The organism is Halosimplex carlsbadense 2-9-1 (assembly GCF_000337455.1).
GTDB lineage: Archaea > Halobacteriota > Halobacteria > Halobacteriales > Haloarculaceae > Halosimplex > Halosimplex carlsbadense.
The window spans coordinates 1-13,846 of record NZ_AOIU01000012.1 but is presented as its reverse complement, the minus strand read 5'-3'; the positions used below and the strand labels follow the sequence as shown (position 1 = coordinate 13,846).

Genomic DNA, 13,846 nt, shown 5'->3' with positions numbered 1-13,846 from the left:
GCGAGGCCGCTCCCCGTCGCGGGCGTTACTCCGGATTGAGGTCGTCCCAGAGCTGGCTGAACCGGTCGGGGAGGTTCTCCTCGCGGTAGATTCGCACCTTGTACTCGTCGTCCTCCAGCGAGATGACCGTCGACTCGAAGTTCGACTCGTAGACCTTGTAGTGGTTCCCGTCGTCGGCCACCAGCGTCTGGTCTTTGACGAGGTCGTACTGAGTGAGCATCTCGATTCGGCGGTAGACGGTCGGCAGCGACAGGTCGCACTCCTCGCTCAGGTCCTTCGCCGACCGCGGCTCGCGACTGATCGCCGCGAGTACGCGCCGGGCGTGTTCGTCTCCGATGGTATCGAGGACCTCCTCGATGGCCCGTTCGTCGTCCACTACCAGTGTGATCTATTGAGGTGTTACAAAGACCTTTCGAGCGGACGGCTCTTTCAAGCTCAGAAAACGCGCCTACCCCATTATACGAATCCCCCCACAACGCTGAGATGCGGACCAAGTGCGAGCCCCGACGGCCCATCGCACCGTGCGCATCCGTGTGTGCCTGTGGTGGGGTGTGGGTTCGACCGACCCGCGGCGGGAGCCCGACTGCGCCATCCGGCGCCCGGCGCTCCCTCGCGGGTCGGACAGGGCCGTCCGGGCCCGCATGCGGTCCTCGCCGGCACGAGCGCGCTGCCGGAGGTCGTTCCCGGTGCACTCCCCCCCAACGCGTCTCCCCCGACGCGGCCCGGGAACGAACGGGTCTTCCGACCCGCCGGCTCTCCCCCCTGCCGGCCTCCGTTGCCCGCCTTCCGGTGGACTTCCCCCTACTTTCCCCCCAACTTTCCCCCTTTCCAGACCGGGCAGCGCCGCGAGCGACGGTTCGACCGGCGACGGGCGGTGTTCGCGTGCCTCCCGAGTGACCGATCCGAGCGAGCCCGCCGGCTGCCTGCGGTCGCAAGGGACGAACACAGGTGTCCGACACCGATATATCGGGCCGCTATGGCGACTGATACCGAAATCAACGACTCTGACGAGGGCAAGAAAGTAATCGGCGCGGACGGCGACGAGATCGGTCGCGTCGTCGAGGTGAGCCACGGCACGGCCCACGTCGAGCCCGACCCGGACATCTCGGACACGATCATGACCAAGCTCGGCTGGGGGAGCCGGGGCGAAGACACGTATCCGCTCCAGGAGGAGAAGATCGACTCGGTCACAGACGACGAAATTCGACTCGGCGGCCTCTGAACGAGGTCGCGCGCCACCGGTCCGCCGGTCAGGACCCCGAGACGACGTACAGCGCCGCCGCACCGTCTAGCAGGACGGCGAACACGTAGCTGACCAGCCGGTAGCCGATGGCGATGGAGAGCTTGCTCGTGACTGTAGATCACCCTCTAATACTGCTTTATCAAGTCAAACCGACCGTGATGGTACTATCGTTGCTTTTGATCGCATAAGCTCCGCAACCGATCGTATCCCCTCCTCAGAGTGGTGCGATACTGCATAAATACAACTATGCCGAGCGGTATGATTTAAATCAATGACAATACCTCGGAGAGATCTTGTTCGAAGCGTGTGTGTAGCTACGATCTGTCTCTCTGGTTGCGGATTCGGGTCAGATGGGTCACAGGATCCGGCTCAGTCCGACGAAGACTCCGCTGAACTACGAACCCCGACGATTCGTTCGGACTCACCAGACCAGAACAGTGACTATACCGAAAAACAGCCGTCTTCTCCGATCTACTTCTCCGAGATACTGCCAAACCCTGAGGGAAACGATGCAGATAACTTAGATTCCGAGTATTACATTATCGAGGTTAACACGGACACTACCGTCGATCTTTCTGGATACGAAATAAACTACGGTGAGCAGCTGTCGTTTTCACTTCCCGCTACGCTCACAGACGTAGAACCACACACGTCGATCCGAGTTGTCACCGGGAAACCGAACGACGGCACGACTACACCACAAAACCGAACTCGAACGATCTTCTCAGAGAGGGATAGCCCGGTCTTGTCAAACTCGGGGATGAAGCTCAAATTACGTAACAGAGATGGGGAACTCGTCGACAAAGTAGAGTACGGGGAACTCAGAGAAGGGGTGCTGTATGTGAGGCCTGAATAAGCCCGCCCCCTACGGGACGCGTCTTGATTTCAGAGCGCGAACTGCTGCTTGCCGCGTCGATCCCACAAGTTCGCTGGCGATTCGGCTTCGAGGAAGTCGTCATCGGCGATTTTCGATCACATCGACGGCTGGACGTGCTTCGAACGCGTTCGAGCCTTCCAGCCGAGTGCATCGCACCCCGTAGAAACTCCGATTACGACCGCGAGACGACGTACAGCGCGGCGACGCCGCCGGTCAGGACGGCGAAGACGTAGCTCGCCAGTCGGTAGACGATGGCGATGGAGAGCCCCGTCGCGAACGAGAACCCGCCCAGCGTCCCGAGCAGGCCGGCGAGCGCCGCCTCTACGCCTGCGAGGCCGCCGGGCGAGGGAGTCAGCCCGGCGAGCGTGCTCGCGGGGACGATGAAGAACACGAGGAAGATGGATATCTCCCGACCGACGGCCTCGACGGCGGCGTACAGCGGCAGGGCGAAAAAGAGCCAGCCGACGAAGGAGTAGACGAGCGCGTGGGCCAGCGCACGGCGGTCGGCGGCGATGCGTTCGAAGGCAGTGTTCAACTCGCGCAGTCGCTCGCGCAGGTCCTCGACGCTGAGAAAGCGGACCCGCCGGACGACCGGCGCGGCGACGCGCAGAACGAACGAACCCAGGCGGCGGCGCGAGCGCCAGCCGACGACCGCGACGACCGGTACCCCGATGGCGAAGACGACCAGGATGCCCGCGACGCCGCGGACCTGCTGTGACAGCGTCGTCCGCACGACGAGGACGACCGTCCCGATGGCGGCGAAGGTGAAGAAGGGGAGGAGGTTCAACAGGTCCGCCGTCACCACGGAGGCCAGCGAGTCCTCGTAGCTCGCTTCGGTGTCCCTGGAGAGGACGTAGGCGATGAAGGGTTCGCCGCCGGCCTGGCCAAGCGGGGTGACGTAGTTGGCGAACGTCGCGGCGTAGTAGGTGACGACGAGCTTGCGGAACGGGACGCGGTAGCCGACCACCCGGAGTACGACCTGCCAGGCCTTCGCCCAGGCGACGAGTCCGACGGCCGTCGAGAGACAGCCCGCCGCGAGCCACCGCGGGTCCGCGCGGGCGAGTTCGCGCTGGATCTTATCGAGACCGATACCGTAGGCGATCAGCCCGAGGACGACGAAGGCGATGGCGAAGCCGCCGACGATCTTCAGGGCCGTCCGGCGGTCGACGAAGTCGAACAGATCCCGTCCGGTTTCGCTCACGGTTACTCGATGTATCCCAGGTCCGACAGGCGGTCTTTCGCCTCGTCGCCCATGTCGTCGAGCACGTCCTCGTCGGTCACGTCCGCCCACTCGCCGTCCATCTCCGACTCGAACGTGACGAGCGCGCCCTCCGTCGCGGCGATCACCTCGTCGTCACCGCCGGCCAGGTCCGCCAGTTCGTCCGGGTCGGTGTCGAGCCGGTAGGCCTCGTCGGCGATCCGCTCGTTGCGGATGTACTTCCCGTCCGTTCGGCGGCCGGCGCGCATCCGCGAGTAGAACCGGGAGTCCTGGTCGAGGTCGATGCCGGCCGCGCTGGCCTTGCTCTCCAGCTGGTTGAGTTCGACGACGGGGCGGTGGTAGTCGACGAAGGCGTAGTCGTCGAGTTCGCCCTCGTCGTGGGCCGAGAAGCGGGACTCGGCACCGCGGGGCGCGTCGACGCTCGCGAACTCGCGGTAGTCGGCGTCGAGCAGCGAGCGGGCGCGGTCGAACGGCTCGCCGCCCGCGCCGGCTTCGACGCCCGCGTGGTCCAGTACCGTGTGATAGAGGTCCTGCAACTCGACCTGGGTCTCGGTGTCGCGTTCGGCCTCGACGTCGGGGTGTTTGACCATGAGCGGGACGTTGACCAGCGGGTCGTAGATACCGAACTCGTGGCCGTACAGACCGTGTTCCCCGAACAGCTCGCCGTGGTCGGCGCAGACGACGACGAGGGTGTCCTCCCAGCGGTCGGTCTCCCGCAGCCAGTCGAACAGCCGGCCGAGGTGGTGGTCGATGTGGGCGATCTCGGCGTCGTAGAGCCCCTCGATGTCCTCCCACTCGTCGTCGTCGATGTCGCGGGCGCCGGAGTTGTACTCCTTGGAGTTCTGGCAGACGGCGGTGGAGTCGACGCCGGGGGCGAACTCGTCGGCGAACTCCTCCGGTGGGTGATACGGCAGGTGGGCGTCCATCAGGTTGACGAAGGAGAACCACTCGTCGCCGTTCTCCTCGCTGTCTTCGACGAACTCCTGGACGCGGTCGACGATCTCGGGGGTCTTGGTGTCGCCGCCGCCGCTCTCGGCGAAGTACTCGTGGGCGGTGTTGCCGAGTTCGACGAGCCGGTCGGCGACCGACCGGAGCGTGTCGTTGTCGTTCATCGTCTTCCAGATCTTCGAGAGCGGGCCCGACAGCAGGTCGCCGGGCATGACCTGGAAGAAGTTGTCCTGGTCGTCGAAGCCGTCGGCGAGGTTGGTGTAGGGGGTGATCCAGGCGTTCGAGGAGTAACAGGCGGTGGCGTAGCCGGCGGCCGACAGCGACTCGGCGAGGGTGGTGGCGCCCTCCAGGTAGGGGTTCTCCTGGGTGGCGCCGTGCTGGGTGGGGTAGAGCCCGGTAAACAGCGAGGCGTGGACGGGCAGGGTCCAGGGCGCCGGCGCGACGGCCTCCTCGAAGACGCGCGCGTCGTCGGCGAAGTCCTCCAGGTTCGGCGTCGTCGGCCGGTCGTAGCCGTACACCGAGAGGTGGCTCTGGCGGACCGTGTCCATGACGACGAAGAGGACGTTCCCCGGACCGTCTGTCTCGCTCATGGATAGGGGGGCGCCTCGCACGGAATTAAACTCCGTGATTCGGCGTCCGCTCCGCGCCCACCCCCGCACCCGCCCGCAGGCCGCCGCCCCCGACGGCGAGTCCGGGAGGTATTTGCCGGCGGTGGCCCTCGGACCCGACTATGCAACGAACGCCGTCGTCGGTGGTGTCGACGACTCGGCTCGGCGCGGGGACCGAGCCATGAGCGAGCGTGCCGCCGACGCCGCGGACGACAGCGTCGCCGACACCGACGCGGCCGAGTCGGCGACCCCCGTTCCCTCCGGCACCTACGCCTACGCCGGGATCGTCGCGTGCTACGCCGCGACCATCCTGCTGGGCCTCGCGCTGACCGACGAGATCGCCGCGATGGGGCTGGCCATGTTCCAGGACCCCGGAAGCGTCGGGAACGTCGGCGTCTTCGCCGCGATGTTGCTGGTCGCGACGGCCGGCATGGTCGCCGCGTTCCGCTACGGCTACGGCGAGACGCTCGTCCGCGTGTTCCTGCTGGGCTCGGCGAGCACGCTCACCGCCGTGGCGTTCGTGGCCCTGACCGGGACCGGGTCGATCGCCGCCGGCGGGAGCGCCGCGATGGGGCTGCCGAACAGCCCCGCCTCGATAGCGGTCACGCTCGTCACCTTCGCCGTCCTCTGGGGCTACCCCGAGTGGTACGTCAACGACATCGCGGCGGTGGTCTTCGGCGCCGCGGCGATCCCGATGCTCGGACTCGGCTTCGGGCCGCTCCCGGTCGTCGTCCTCCTGGTCGCCTGGGCCGGCTACGACGCCTACGCCGTCTACGTCTCCGGCCACATGCAGGAACTCGCCGCGGGCCTGGGCGACCTGAACGCGCCCATCGTCTTCGTCGTCCCCCACTCGCTCGACTTCTCGATGCGCGACCCCGAGTTCGACCTGATCGGTGGGGACGAGAGCGGGGACGAAGCCACCGGCGAACCGCCGGCGGACGACGCCGAGGCCCCGACACGCTCGGAGATCGCCCTCCTCGGACTCGGCGACGCGATCATTCCGGGGATGCTCGCGGTCAGCGCCGGCCACTTCCTCGACGCGCCAGCGGTCGTCCCGGCGCTCAACGCCAACGCGCCCGCCCTCGGCGCTCTCGTCGGCGGGCTCGTCGGCATGGGCGGCCTGCTGTATCTCGTCCACCGCGTCGAGGGCGCCCACGCCGGCCTCCCGCCGCTGAACGCCGGGGTGCTGGGCGGCTACCTCCTCGGCGCCGTCGCCGCCGGGGTCCCGGTCACGACGGCGCTCGGCCTGTAGGCGCTTCTCGCGGCCGGTACGTTCGGCTCCCGTTCGACTGCCAGCGCCGCGGCTAGTCGGTGTGAAAAACGTGAGAAGATGAACCGAGGGCGCGGCCTCAGAACGGCGCTTCGGGGCCTTCGTCGTCGTCGCCGCCGATCTCGCCGCCGCGGGAGTCGCCGGGCATCGAGGGCCCGGTGTCGCCGCCCATCATGCCTTCGCCGCCGCCGCCCATGCCGCCGCCCGTGCGGGCGTTGACCGTCTCGATCTCGGGGATCTCCTTGGTCATGCGGGTCTTGATGGCCTGGATCGTCATCGGGGAGATGCCACAGCCCGAACACGCGCCGCCCAGCTGGATCGTCACGGTGCCGCTCTCGCGGTTGATCTCCTCGATGGCCGCGCTGCCCCCGTGCATCTGGATCTGCGGGAAGTTCCGCCGCAGGAAGTTCGAGATGCGCTCGCGCAGGTCGTCGCCGTCCTCGGTTTCGGTGCTCATAGTGATCCGTAGTTGGCGACGACGGTGCTTAGACCTTTGGACTCAGGTGTTCGCCGTGGGGCGCGCGACGCGTCGTCCGCGCCTACGACTCAGTCCATCCAGTCGGGGTTCGCCCGCGGCGGCGCGAACACGTCGATGCCGTCCAGCGACTCGTCGCCCGTCGCCTCGACGCTGTGGGGTTCCTCGCTCCCGAGGTGGTAGGCGTCGCCCGAACTCACCGGGAACTCCTCGCCGTCGACCACGAACACGCCCGACCCGCTCGTGATGTAGCCGACCTGCTCGTGTTCGTGGCTGTGTTCCGGGACGACCGCCCCCGGCTCGATGTGGACGTGTTGCATGCTCATCCGGTCGCCGACCGCCAGCTGTGTGAGGTGGACGCCGTCGGTGACTTCGACCGTCTCGTTCGCCGAATGTGCTTCGACCTGCATGGATCGGCTGTGGGTGTGCGCGCACCTAAGCGTGGGTGGTACTCGAAACGACGACGAACCGTTCGCGTTGCGAGTGTAGCAGTTGTTTCGAGTCGTGTCATCGTGGAAGAGATGGAGAGGATAGCGACCGCAGTCGACAACAAGCGGTGAAAGCCCTCGGTGCGCTCGCTGTCGCTGACCGGGATATCCGCGCTCTCCGCACCGCCCACGCGGATAGTGCCCGCTCAGGCGACTAAACTGGACGCGAGCGCACCTCGCCCTTTCAGTCCACCAGGAGAGCAAGCTCTCCTGAGCCTGCGCTCACACGGTTCGCGCAGACACCAGGGACCGCACAGCACCGCAAACAGCCACACACCTCCCCAACCGATTCGCTCGTTCGCTACGTTCACTCGCTCATCCCTCGCGCGGTGCTGTCGCGACACAAGACTCGCGACAGCGCGCGCCACCGCAATTGCTCACTTGGACACCTGTACCGAGCATCCGCGCGCCGCAGGCGCGCGGTTCACGCGAGCGGCGGCGCCGCTCGCGCTTTTTCACCCATGTTTTTGGCTCGGGGGTGCCCGCAGCGCCCTTCGGGCGCGAGGACACCCCCGAGCGAAAAAGATGGTCCCGACAGTTTAAATCGCGGAGCGCACTACCACGCCAGTAATGGACGTCGCGGACATCCCGGCCGTGCCCGAGTGGTTACCCGACCACCTGCGCGCGGACGGCATCGAATCGCTGTACCCGCCACAGGGCCAAGCGGTGGAGGCGGGCGTCACCGAGGGCGAGAACCTGGTCGCCAGCGTCCCCACGGCCAGCGGGAAGACCCTCGTCGCCACGCTCGCCATGCTCGCCTCCGTCGAGCGCGGCGGGAAGGCGCTCTACATCGTTCCCCTCCGCGCCCTGGCGAGCGAGAAGCGCGAGGAGTTCGAACAGTTCGAGCAGTACGGCCTCGACGTGGGGGTCTCGACGGGCAACTACGAGTCCGAGGGCGGCTGGCTCGCCACGAAGGACATCGTCGTCGCCACCAGCGAGAAGGTCGACTCGCTGGTCAGGAACGACGCCCCGTGGCTGGACGACCTGACCTGCGTCGTGAGCGACGAGGTCCACCTCGTCGACGACGGCCAGCGCGGCCCGACCCTCGAAGTGACGCTGGCGAAGCTGCGCCAGCTCAACCCCGACCTGCAGACGGTGGCGCTCTCGGCGACGATCGGCAACGCCGAGGCGCTGGCCGAGTGGCTCGACGCCGCCCTCGTCGATTCCGACTGGCGACCGATCGACCTGAAGAAGGGGGTCCACTACGGGCAGGCGCTGCATCTGGAGGACGGCTCACAGAGCGAACTTCCGGTCAGGAACTCGGAGAAACCCACCGCGGCGATCGTCCGCGACACCCTGGAGGACGAGGGGTCGACGCTGGTGTTCGTCAACTCCCGGCGCAACGCCGAGGCCGCCGCCGGCCGGCTGGCCTCGACGGTCGAGCCCCACCTCACGGCCGACGAGCGCGACCAGCTGGCCGAGGTCGCCGACGAGATCCGGGAGGTGAGCGACACGGACACGAGCGACGACCTGGCCGAGGCCGTCGAGGGCGGCGCCGCCTTCCACCACGCGGGACTGGCGAGCGGACACCGCTCGCTCGTCGAGGAGGCCTTCCGCGACAGGCTCGTCAAGGTGGTCTCGGCGACGCCGACGCTGGCGGCGGGGGTCAACACCCCCTCGCGGCGCGTGGTCGTCCGCGACTGGCGCCGCTACGACGGCACCGCCGGCGGGATGCAGCCGCTGTCGGTGCTGGAGGTCCACCAGATGATGGGGCGTGCCGGCCGCCCGGGGCTGGACCCCTACGGTGAAGCGCTGCTCATCGCCAACAGCCACGACGAGCTGGACGAGCTGTTCGAGCGGTACGTCTGGGCCGACCCCGAGCCCGTCGAGTCGAAACTCGCCGCCGAGCCCGCGCTGCGGACCCACATCCTCGCCACCGTCGCCTCCGGGTTCGCCAACTCCCGCGAGGGGTTGCTGGAGTTTCTCGAAGGGACGCTGTACGCCTCCCAGACGACCGAGCGCGGCCGTCTGGAGCGCGTGATGGACGACATGATCGAGTACCTCGAACGCAACGAGTTCATGGAGCGCGACGGCGGCGACCTGGCCGCGACCTCGCTGGGCCACACCGTCTCGCGGCTCTACCTCGACCCGATGAGCGCGGCGGAGATCATCGACGGGCTGCGCGCCTGGCAGCGCGGCGACGGGCGCGCCCGCGCAGACGACGGGGCGAGCGCGGCCGACCGCCCGGCCGCCGACGCGCCCGCCGAGGGCGAGGAGCCGCCGGGGTTCACGACCGCGAGCGATCTGGCCGCCGACGCCGAGGACGACGAGGAGACCGAACGGCCGGACCCCACCGCGATGGGTCTGTACCACCTCGTCGCTCGCACGCCGGACATGTACGAGCTCTACCTGCGCTCGGGCGACGAGGAGGAGTACCAGATGCTCGCCTTCGAGCGCGAGGCGGAGTTCCTCGGGTCGATGCCAAGCGAGTTCGACCCCGCCTTCGAGGACTGGCTGTCGGCGCTGAAGACCGCCCGCATGCTCGAAGACTGGGCCAGCGAGGTCGACGAAGAGGTCGTTACCGACCGCTACGGCGTGGGCCCCGGCGACGTGCGCGGCAAGGTCGAGACCGCCCAGTGGCTGCTCGGCGCGGCGGAGTCGCTGGCGGGCGAGCTGGGCCTCGGGCTCGCCCCGGCGATCCGCGAGGCGCGGGTCCGGGCCGAACACGGCGTCCGCGAGGAGCTGACCGACCTCGCGGGCGTCCGGAGCGTCGGCCGCAAGCGCGCCCGGCGGCTGTTCGACGCGGGCATCGAGGACCGCGCCGATCTCCGGGAGGCCGACAAGTCCGTCGTGCTTGGGGCGCTCCGGGGGCGCGAGCGCACCGCCGAGACGGTGCTGGAAAACGCCGGCCACCGCGACCCCTCGATGGACGGCGTGGACCCCGACGAGAGCGCCCGCCCGGACGAGAGCGACGGGGGCGCGAGCGGGAGCGGCGGCGGGTCCGCTGGCGCCGACCCGGACGACGAGGAGGACCAGTCGAGCCTGGGTGACTTCTGATGGAGCCGGTCGAGGGGGTCGCGACCGTCGAGGACCTCGACGCGTTCGTCGCTCGCCTGGGCGCGATCGGCGACGAGCACGGCGTGACGGTCCAGGCGTTCGACGCGCGCTGCGTCGTCGACCGCGCGCACCTCCGTCGGGCGGTCGAGTTGGCCGACCGGTCGCTCGCCCGCGGCGAGAACGTCGCCCGCGACCGTGCGGTCGAGATACTGCTGTACGCCGCCGGTACCCGCCAGATCGACCGCGCGCTCGAACTCGGCGTCAGTGAGGGCGAGTGCCCGGCGGTCGTCCTCGTCGACGCCGGTGACGCCGGTGAGAGGGGCCCCGACGCCGAACCCGAGACCGAATCGGCGCCGAGCGACGGCGCCACGGCGGCCGAGCGACGAGCGGTGGAGGCCGTCCGCGGGATGGACGGCCCCGGTCGGCTCGAACCGGCAGAGACGCTCGGGGAGTACGACCCGGATCGGGTCCGCGAGTACTTCGAGGTGAGCGACGCCGAACTGGACGCGGTCGAGGGGACGCTGGCCGACGCAGTCCGCGAGCGGGTCGCGCTGCTGGACGTGGAGAAGTGAGTTCGCCGGGGGCCGGGATCGAGGCCGCGGGGCGGGACGGGTCGTCACCAGTTTATATCTCGGCGTCGAACGCTCGTATATGTACGAGGACATCCTCGTTCCGACGGACGGGAGCGCGGGCGCGAGCGCGGCGCTCGAAGAGGCTATCGAGTTGGCCGCGCAGTTCGACGCGACGGTCCACTCGCTGTACGTCGTCGACGTGGCGTCGGTGGGTGCCGAGGCCGGGACCGTCGACCTGGTCGAATCGTTCGAGCAGATGGGCGAGAACGCGACTGAGACCGCCGCGACGCGAGTGCGCGACGCGGACGTCGAGGCGACCGGATCGGTCGCGACGGGAAGCCCCCACCGGGCGATCCTCGACTACGTCGACGATCAGGGGATCGACCTGATCGTCATGGGCACCCACGGCCGCACCGGACTGGAGCGGTACCTCCTCGGCAGCGTCACCGAGAAGGTGGTCCGCACCGCTGACGTACCGGTGCTGACGGTCCGATCGGACGACGGGGACGAATCGGAGGGCGCAGACTAACGCCGGCGGCGAACCGGCGTAGGCAGCGCGCGGGCTCGAACCGCCGCCGGGAGAAAGGCTCAGGACGGTTCGTGCCGTACGTTCACGTATGCGATTCGCAGTAGCGATCGACGGTTCGAGCGAGAGCGACCGGGCGCTCGACCACGCCGTCGAGATGGCGACCGCGGCGGGCGCCGAGCTGGCCGCCGTCCACTCGGTCGACCCCGACGTGTACGACACCGGCGGCGCCGAGCCGCCGACCGACCGCGCCGAGTACGACGACCGGCTCGTCGTCGAGAGCGTCGACGACGCCGAGCGCCGGGGCGAGCGCCTGCTGGACGACGCGGTCGAGCGTGCGGCCGACGCGGGACTGGACATCGACGGGGAGGTGCTGTACGGCGACCCCGTGCGGACGATCCCCGACTTCGCGACCAGGGAGGGGTACGACGGCGTCTTCGTCGGCCACCGCGGTCTCTCGGAGGCCCAGGAGCGCGTCCTCGGGAGCGTCGCGAAGGGGATCGTCGAGCGGTCGTCGCTGCCGGTGACCGTCGTCCGCTGAGCGCTCAGGCGTCCATCGCGTCGTCCCCGGAGCCGTCGCCGGAGGCCTCGTCGGTCGGCGACTGCTCGCCCGCGGATAGCTCGCCGTGTTCGTCGATCTCGCCGGCGACCAGCCGCGTCGAGGAGATCCGCTCGCCGTCGTCGGCGCGGACGAACGGGACGACGAACCCCTCCATCGGGGCGAGGTTCCGGCGGACGCGCTCGGCGTTGATGTCGGCGATCTCGTGTGCCGTCTCGGGCGAGACGACGAGCGCGTCGAGGGCCGGCTCCGTCGACGCGATGCCGTGTTCGTCGTGCAACTCGCGGATCTCCACGTCGCGATCCCACTCGTCGAGCGCGTCGATCTCTTCGCGGAGCCGCTCGCGTCTGTCGGTGAAGTCGGGAACCGGGCGCTCGCGCTTGCCGCGGGCGAACTCGTCGGTGGTCAGCGCGACGAGAACTCCCTCCTCACCGCGTTCGAGCGCTTTCCGGAAGAGCGCGCGGTGTCCGTCGTGGATCGGTCCGAACGTGCCGGCGACTGCGACGCGCATACCCTCGTCTGGCGCGCGGACGAGAAGTGTCTCACGGATGGATACGCAACCCGACCCGCTGCCGGCGACGAGCGAACCCGGCGCGGACGGTCACCGTCCGACGAGTGTCCCCGGGGCGACGACGGTACCTGCGACTCGTTCGAGTTCCCGATGGACGCGACCCGGGCGGCGGCCGGCGAGGACGACCGCGTCGGCGTCGATCTCGACCGCGTAGGCGGGCAGTTCCTCGTTGGGTCGCCCGTGGCAACAGCGCGTGAGGACGGTGACGCCCCGCTCGCGGCCGCGCCGGTCGACCGCCGCCAGCAGGTCGTGTCCCTCGTCCTCGACGCCGTCGACGACCAGTTCCGCGCTCGACAGCGCCGGCTCGCCGTAGCGGCCCGTGTCGACGACGTACAGCGCGTGGACGGTCCCACCGCGGCGCGTCGCCAGGTCGAGCGCCCCGTCGATCGCGCGGTCGGTCTCCTCGGTCCGGTCCCCCTCGGCCGCGCTCCCGTCCAGCGAGAGCAGGATCCGCTCGGTCATCGATCGGAGGAAGTCGGATCGGCGGTAAATAACTGCGAGACGGTTCGTCCGTCGGCGGACCGGTAGCCGTCGCCATCCGCCGGGAGTAAGCTTAACCTGCGGACTCGGCTAGTTCGGGTATGGCGACGCTCGACGACCCCGTCTCGATCGGCGGGGTCTCGGTCCCGAACCGCCTCTACCGCGCGCCGCTGCTGGAGTGCGCCGGCAACGGCCCCGACGCCGTCGACACCCTCCTCGACGAACTCGAACCCACGGCCGCCTCGGGCGTGGGTCTGATCTTCCAAGGCGCCAGCATCGTCACCGCCGAGAGCGGCTGCGCCGCGCCCAACATGACCCGCTTTCACGACCCGGCGTTCGTCGACCGCTGTTCCCGACTCACCGAGGCCGTCCACGACCGCGGCGGCCGGATCTTCGTCCAACTGGGCCACGGCGGCCTGCGCAGCCTCGCCGTCTGGCACGCCGAACACCGCGCGCGCAACCCCGACCACGAGGAGCTGGCCGTCTCGCGGCCGCCCGCGCAGTTGCGGGCGCTCGACCGGCTCGGGCTCGTGGACTTCCAGCCCCGTGTGATGACGACGGCGGCGGTGTACGACCTGGCCGAGCGGTTCGGCGAGGCGGCGGGCTCCGCCGCCGACGCCGGCTACGACGGACTCCACCTCTCCGGGGCGAACATGGGGATCGTCCAGCAGTTCCTCTCGCCGTTCTACAACCGCCGGGACGACGAGTTCGGGACGCGTTCGGAGGAGCCGCCGGGCAGCGGCGGCGTCCGCTTCCTCGAAGCGGTCCACGACGCCGTCCGCGAGCACGCCGGCGATATCCCGCTCGTGACCAAGGTGCCCGCCGAGACCGCCGCGCCGCGGTTCGTCCGCCGCCGACTCTCGCGGGCGGACGCGATCGACATCTGCGAGCGCGTCGCCGAGATCGGCTACGACGCCGTGGCGCCCGTCGAGGTCTCGACGTTCTGGGACATGAGCGTCGTCCGCGGTGCCTACCCCGAGCGGGGCTGGGAGCACGCGGACCTGCAGTCGGGG

15 protein-coding genes are annotated in these 13,846 nt (G+C 69.1%); 8 read left to right on the top strand and 7 right to left on the bottom strand.

Annotation, left to right across the window (positions count from 1 at the left end):
- Positions 1-25: 25 nt before the first annotated feature.
- Positions 26-376, bottom strand: coding sequence for a winged helix-turn-helix domain-containing protein (locus C475_RS05555; protein WP_006882803.1), 351 nt, complete (start codon positions 374-376; stop codon positions 26-28).
- Positions 377-976: 600 nt separating this feature from the next.
- On the opposite strand from C475_RS05555, the gene C475_RS05550 reads away from it, so the two are divergent.
- Both C475_RS05550 and C475_RS22210 read left to right on the top strand, forming a co-directional pair.
- Entirely contained in the window at positions 977-1,222 is a 246-nt protein-coding gene (locus C475_RS05550; RefSeq protein ID WP_006882802.1) for a hypothetical protein, read from the top strand.
- A gap of 325 nt (positions 1,223-1,547) precedes the next feature.
- Positions 1,548-2,099 (top strand): lamin tail domain-containing protein, encoded by a 552-nt coding sequence (locus C475_RS22210; RefSeq protein ID WP_161625171.1) that lies wholly within the window; start codon positions 1,548-1,550, stop codon positions 2,097-2,099.
- 193 nt (positions 2,100-2,292) lie between these two features.
- Here C475_RS22210 and C475_RS05545 read toward each other — a convergent pair whose 3' ends face one another.
- The gene (locus C475_RS05545; protein WP_006882801.1) at positions 2,293-3,321 is read right to left on the bottom strand and encodes a lysylphosphatidylglycerol synthase transmembrane domain-containing protein; all 1,029 of its coding nucleotides are present in this window, start codon (positions 3,319-3,321) and stop codon (positions 2,293-2,295) included.
- Positions 3,322-3,323: 2 nt separating this feature from the next.
- Positions 3,324-4,877: a sulfatase gene (locus tag C475_RS05540; protein WP_006882800.1), complete on the bottom strand. Its 1,554-nt coding sequence runs from the start codon at positions 4,875-4,877 to the stop codon at positions 3,324-3,326.
- Positions 4,878-5,076: 199 nt separating this feature from the next.
- On the opposite strand from C475_RS05540, the gene C475_RS05535 reads away from it, so the two are divergent.
- Positions 5,077-6,147, top strand: a complete 1,071-nt coding sequence (locus C475_RS05535) for a presenilin family intramembrane aspartyl protease PSH (protein WP_161625170.1) — start codon at positions 5,077-5,079, stop codon at positions 6,145-6,147.
- 97 nt (positions 6,148-6,244) lie between these two features.
- Here C475_RS05535 and C475_RS05530 read toward each other — a convergent pair whose 3' ends face one another.
- A complete protein-coding gene (locus C475_RS05530) occupies positions 6,245-6,622 on the bottom strand; it encodes a NifU family protein (protein ID WP_006882798.1) in 378 nt (125 codons plus the stop codon).
- An 89-nt stretch (positions 6,623-6,711) separates the two neighbouring features.
- A complete protein-coding gene (locus C475_RS05525) occupies positions 6,712-7,050 on the bottom strand; it encodes a cupin domain-containing protein (protein WP_006882797.1) in 339 nt (112 codons plus the stop codon).
- Positions 7,051-7,698: 648 nt separating this feature from the next.
- On the opposite strand from C475_RS05525, the gene C475_RS05520 reads away from it, so the two are divergent.
- From C475_RS05520 to C475_RS05505, 4 genes are all read left to right on the top strand, one after another.
- Positions 7,699-10,125 (top strand): ATP-dependent DNA helicase, encoded by a 2,427-nt coding sequence (locus C475_RS05520; RefSeq protein WP_006882796.1) that lies wholly within the window; start codon positions 7,699-7,701, stop codon positions 10,123-10,125.
- The gene (gene cgi121 / locus C475_RS05515; protein WP_006882795.1) at positions 10,125-10,697 is read left to right on the top strand and encodes a KEOPS complex subunit Cgi121; all 573 of its coding nucleotides are present in this window, start codon (positions 10,125-10,127) and stop codon (positions 10,695-10,697) included. Before C475_RS05520 ends, cgi121 begins: the two co-directional genes overlap by 1 nt.
- A gap of 79 nt (positions 10,698-10,776) precedes the next feature.
- The gene (locus tag C475_RS05510; protein WP_006882794.1) at positions 10,777-11,226 is read left to right on the top strand and encodes a universal stress protein; all 450 of its coding nucleotides are present in this window, start codon (positions 10,777-10,779) and stop codon (positions 11,224-11,226) included.
- Between the two features lie 88 nt (positions 11,227-11,314).
- On the top strand, positions 11,315-11,764 hold the full coding sequence (locus C475_RS05505; protein ID WP_006882793.1) for a universal stress protein: 450 nt from the start codon (positions 11,315-11,317) through the stop codon (positions 11,762-11,764).
- 4 nt (positions 11,765-11,768) lie between these two features.
- On the opposite strand, the gene C475_RS05500 is transcribed toward C475_RS05505, so the two are convergent.
- Positions 11,769-12,293, bottom strand: coding sequence for a phosphopantetheine adenylyltransferase (locus tag C475_RS05500; RefSeq protein WP_006882792.1), 525 nt, complete (start codon positions 12,291-12,293; stop codon positions 11,769-11,771).
- Between the two features lie 90 nt (positions 12,294-12,383).
- Positions 12,384-12,815: a universal stress protein gene (locus tag C475_RS05495; protein ID WP_006882791.1), complete on the bottom strand. Its 432-nt coding sequence runs from the start codon at positions 12,813-12,815 to the stop codon at positions 12,384-12,386.
- Between the two features lie 119 nt (positions 12,816-12,934).
- On the opposite strand from C475_RS05495, the gene C475_RS05490 reads away from it, so the two are divergent.
- Positions 12,935-13,846, top strand: a 912-nt coding sequence (locus C475_RS05490; RefSeq protein ID WP_006882790.1) for an oxidoreductase, incomplete at its 3' end; no start/stop codon positions are given.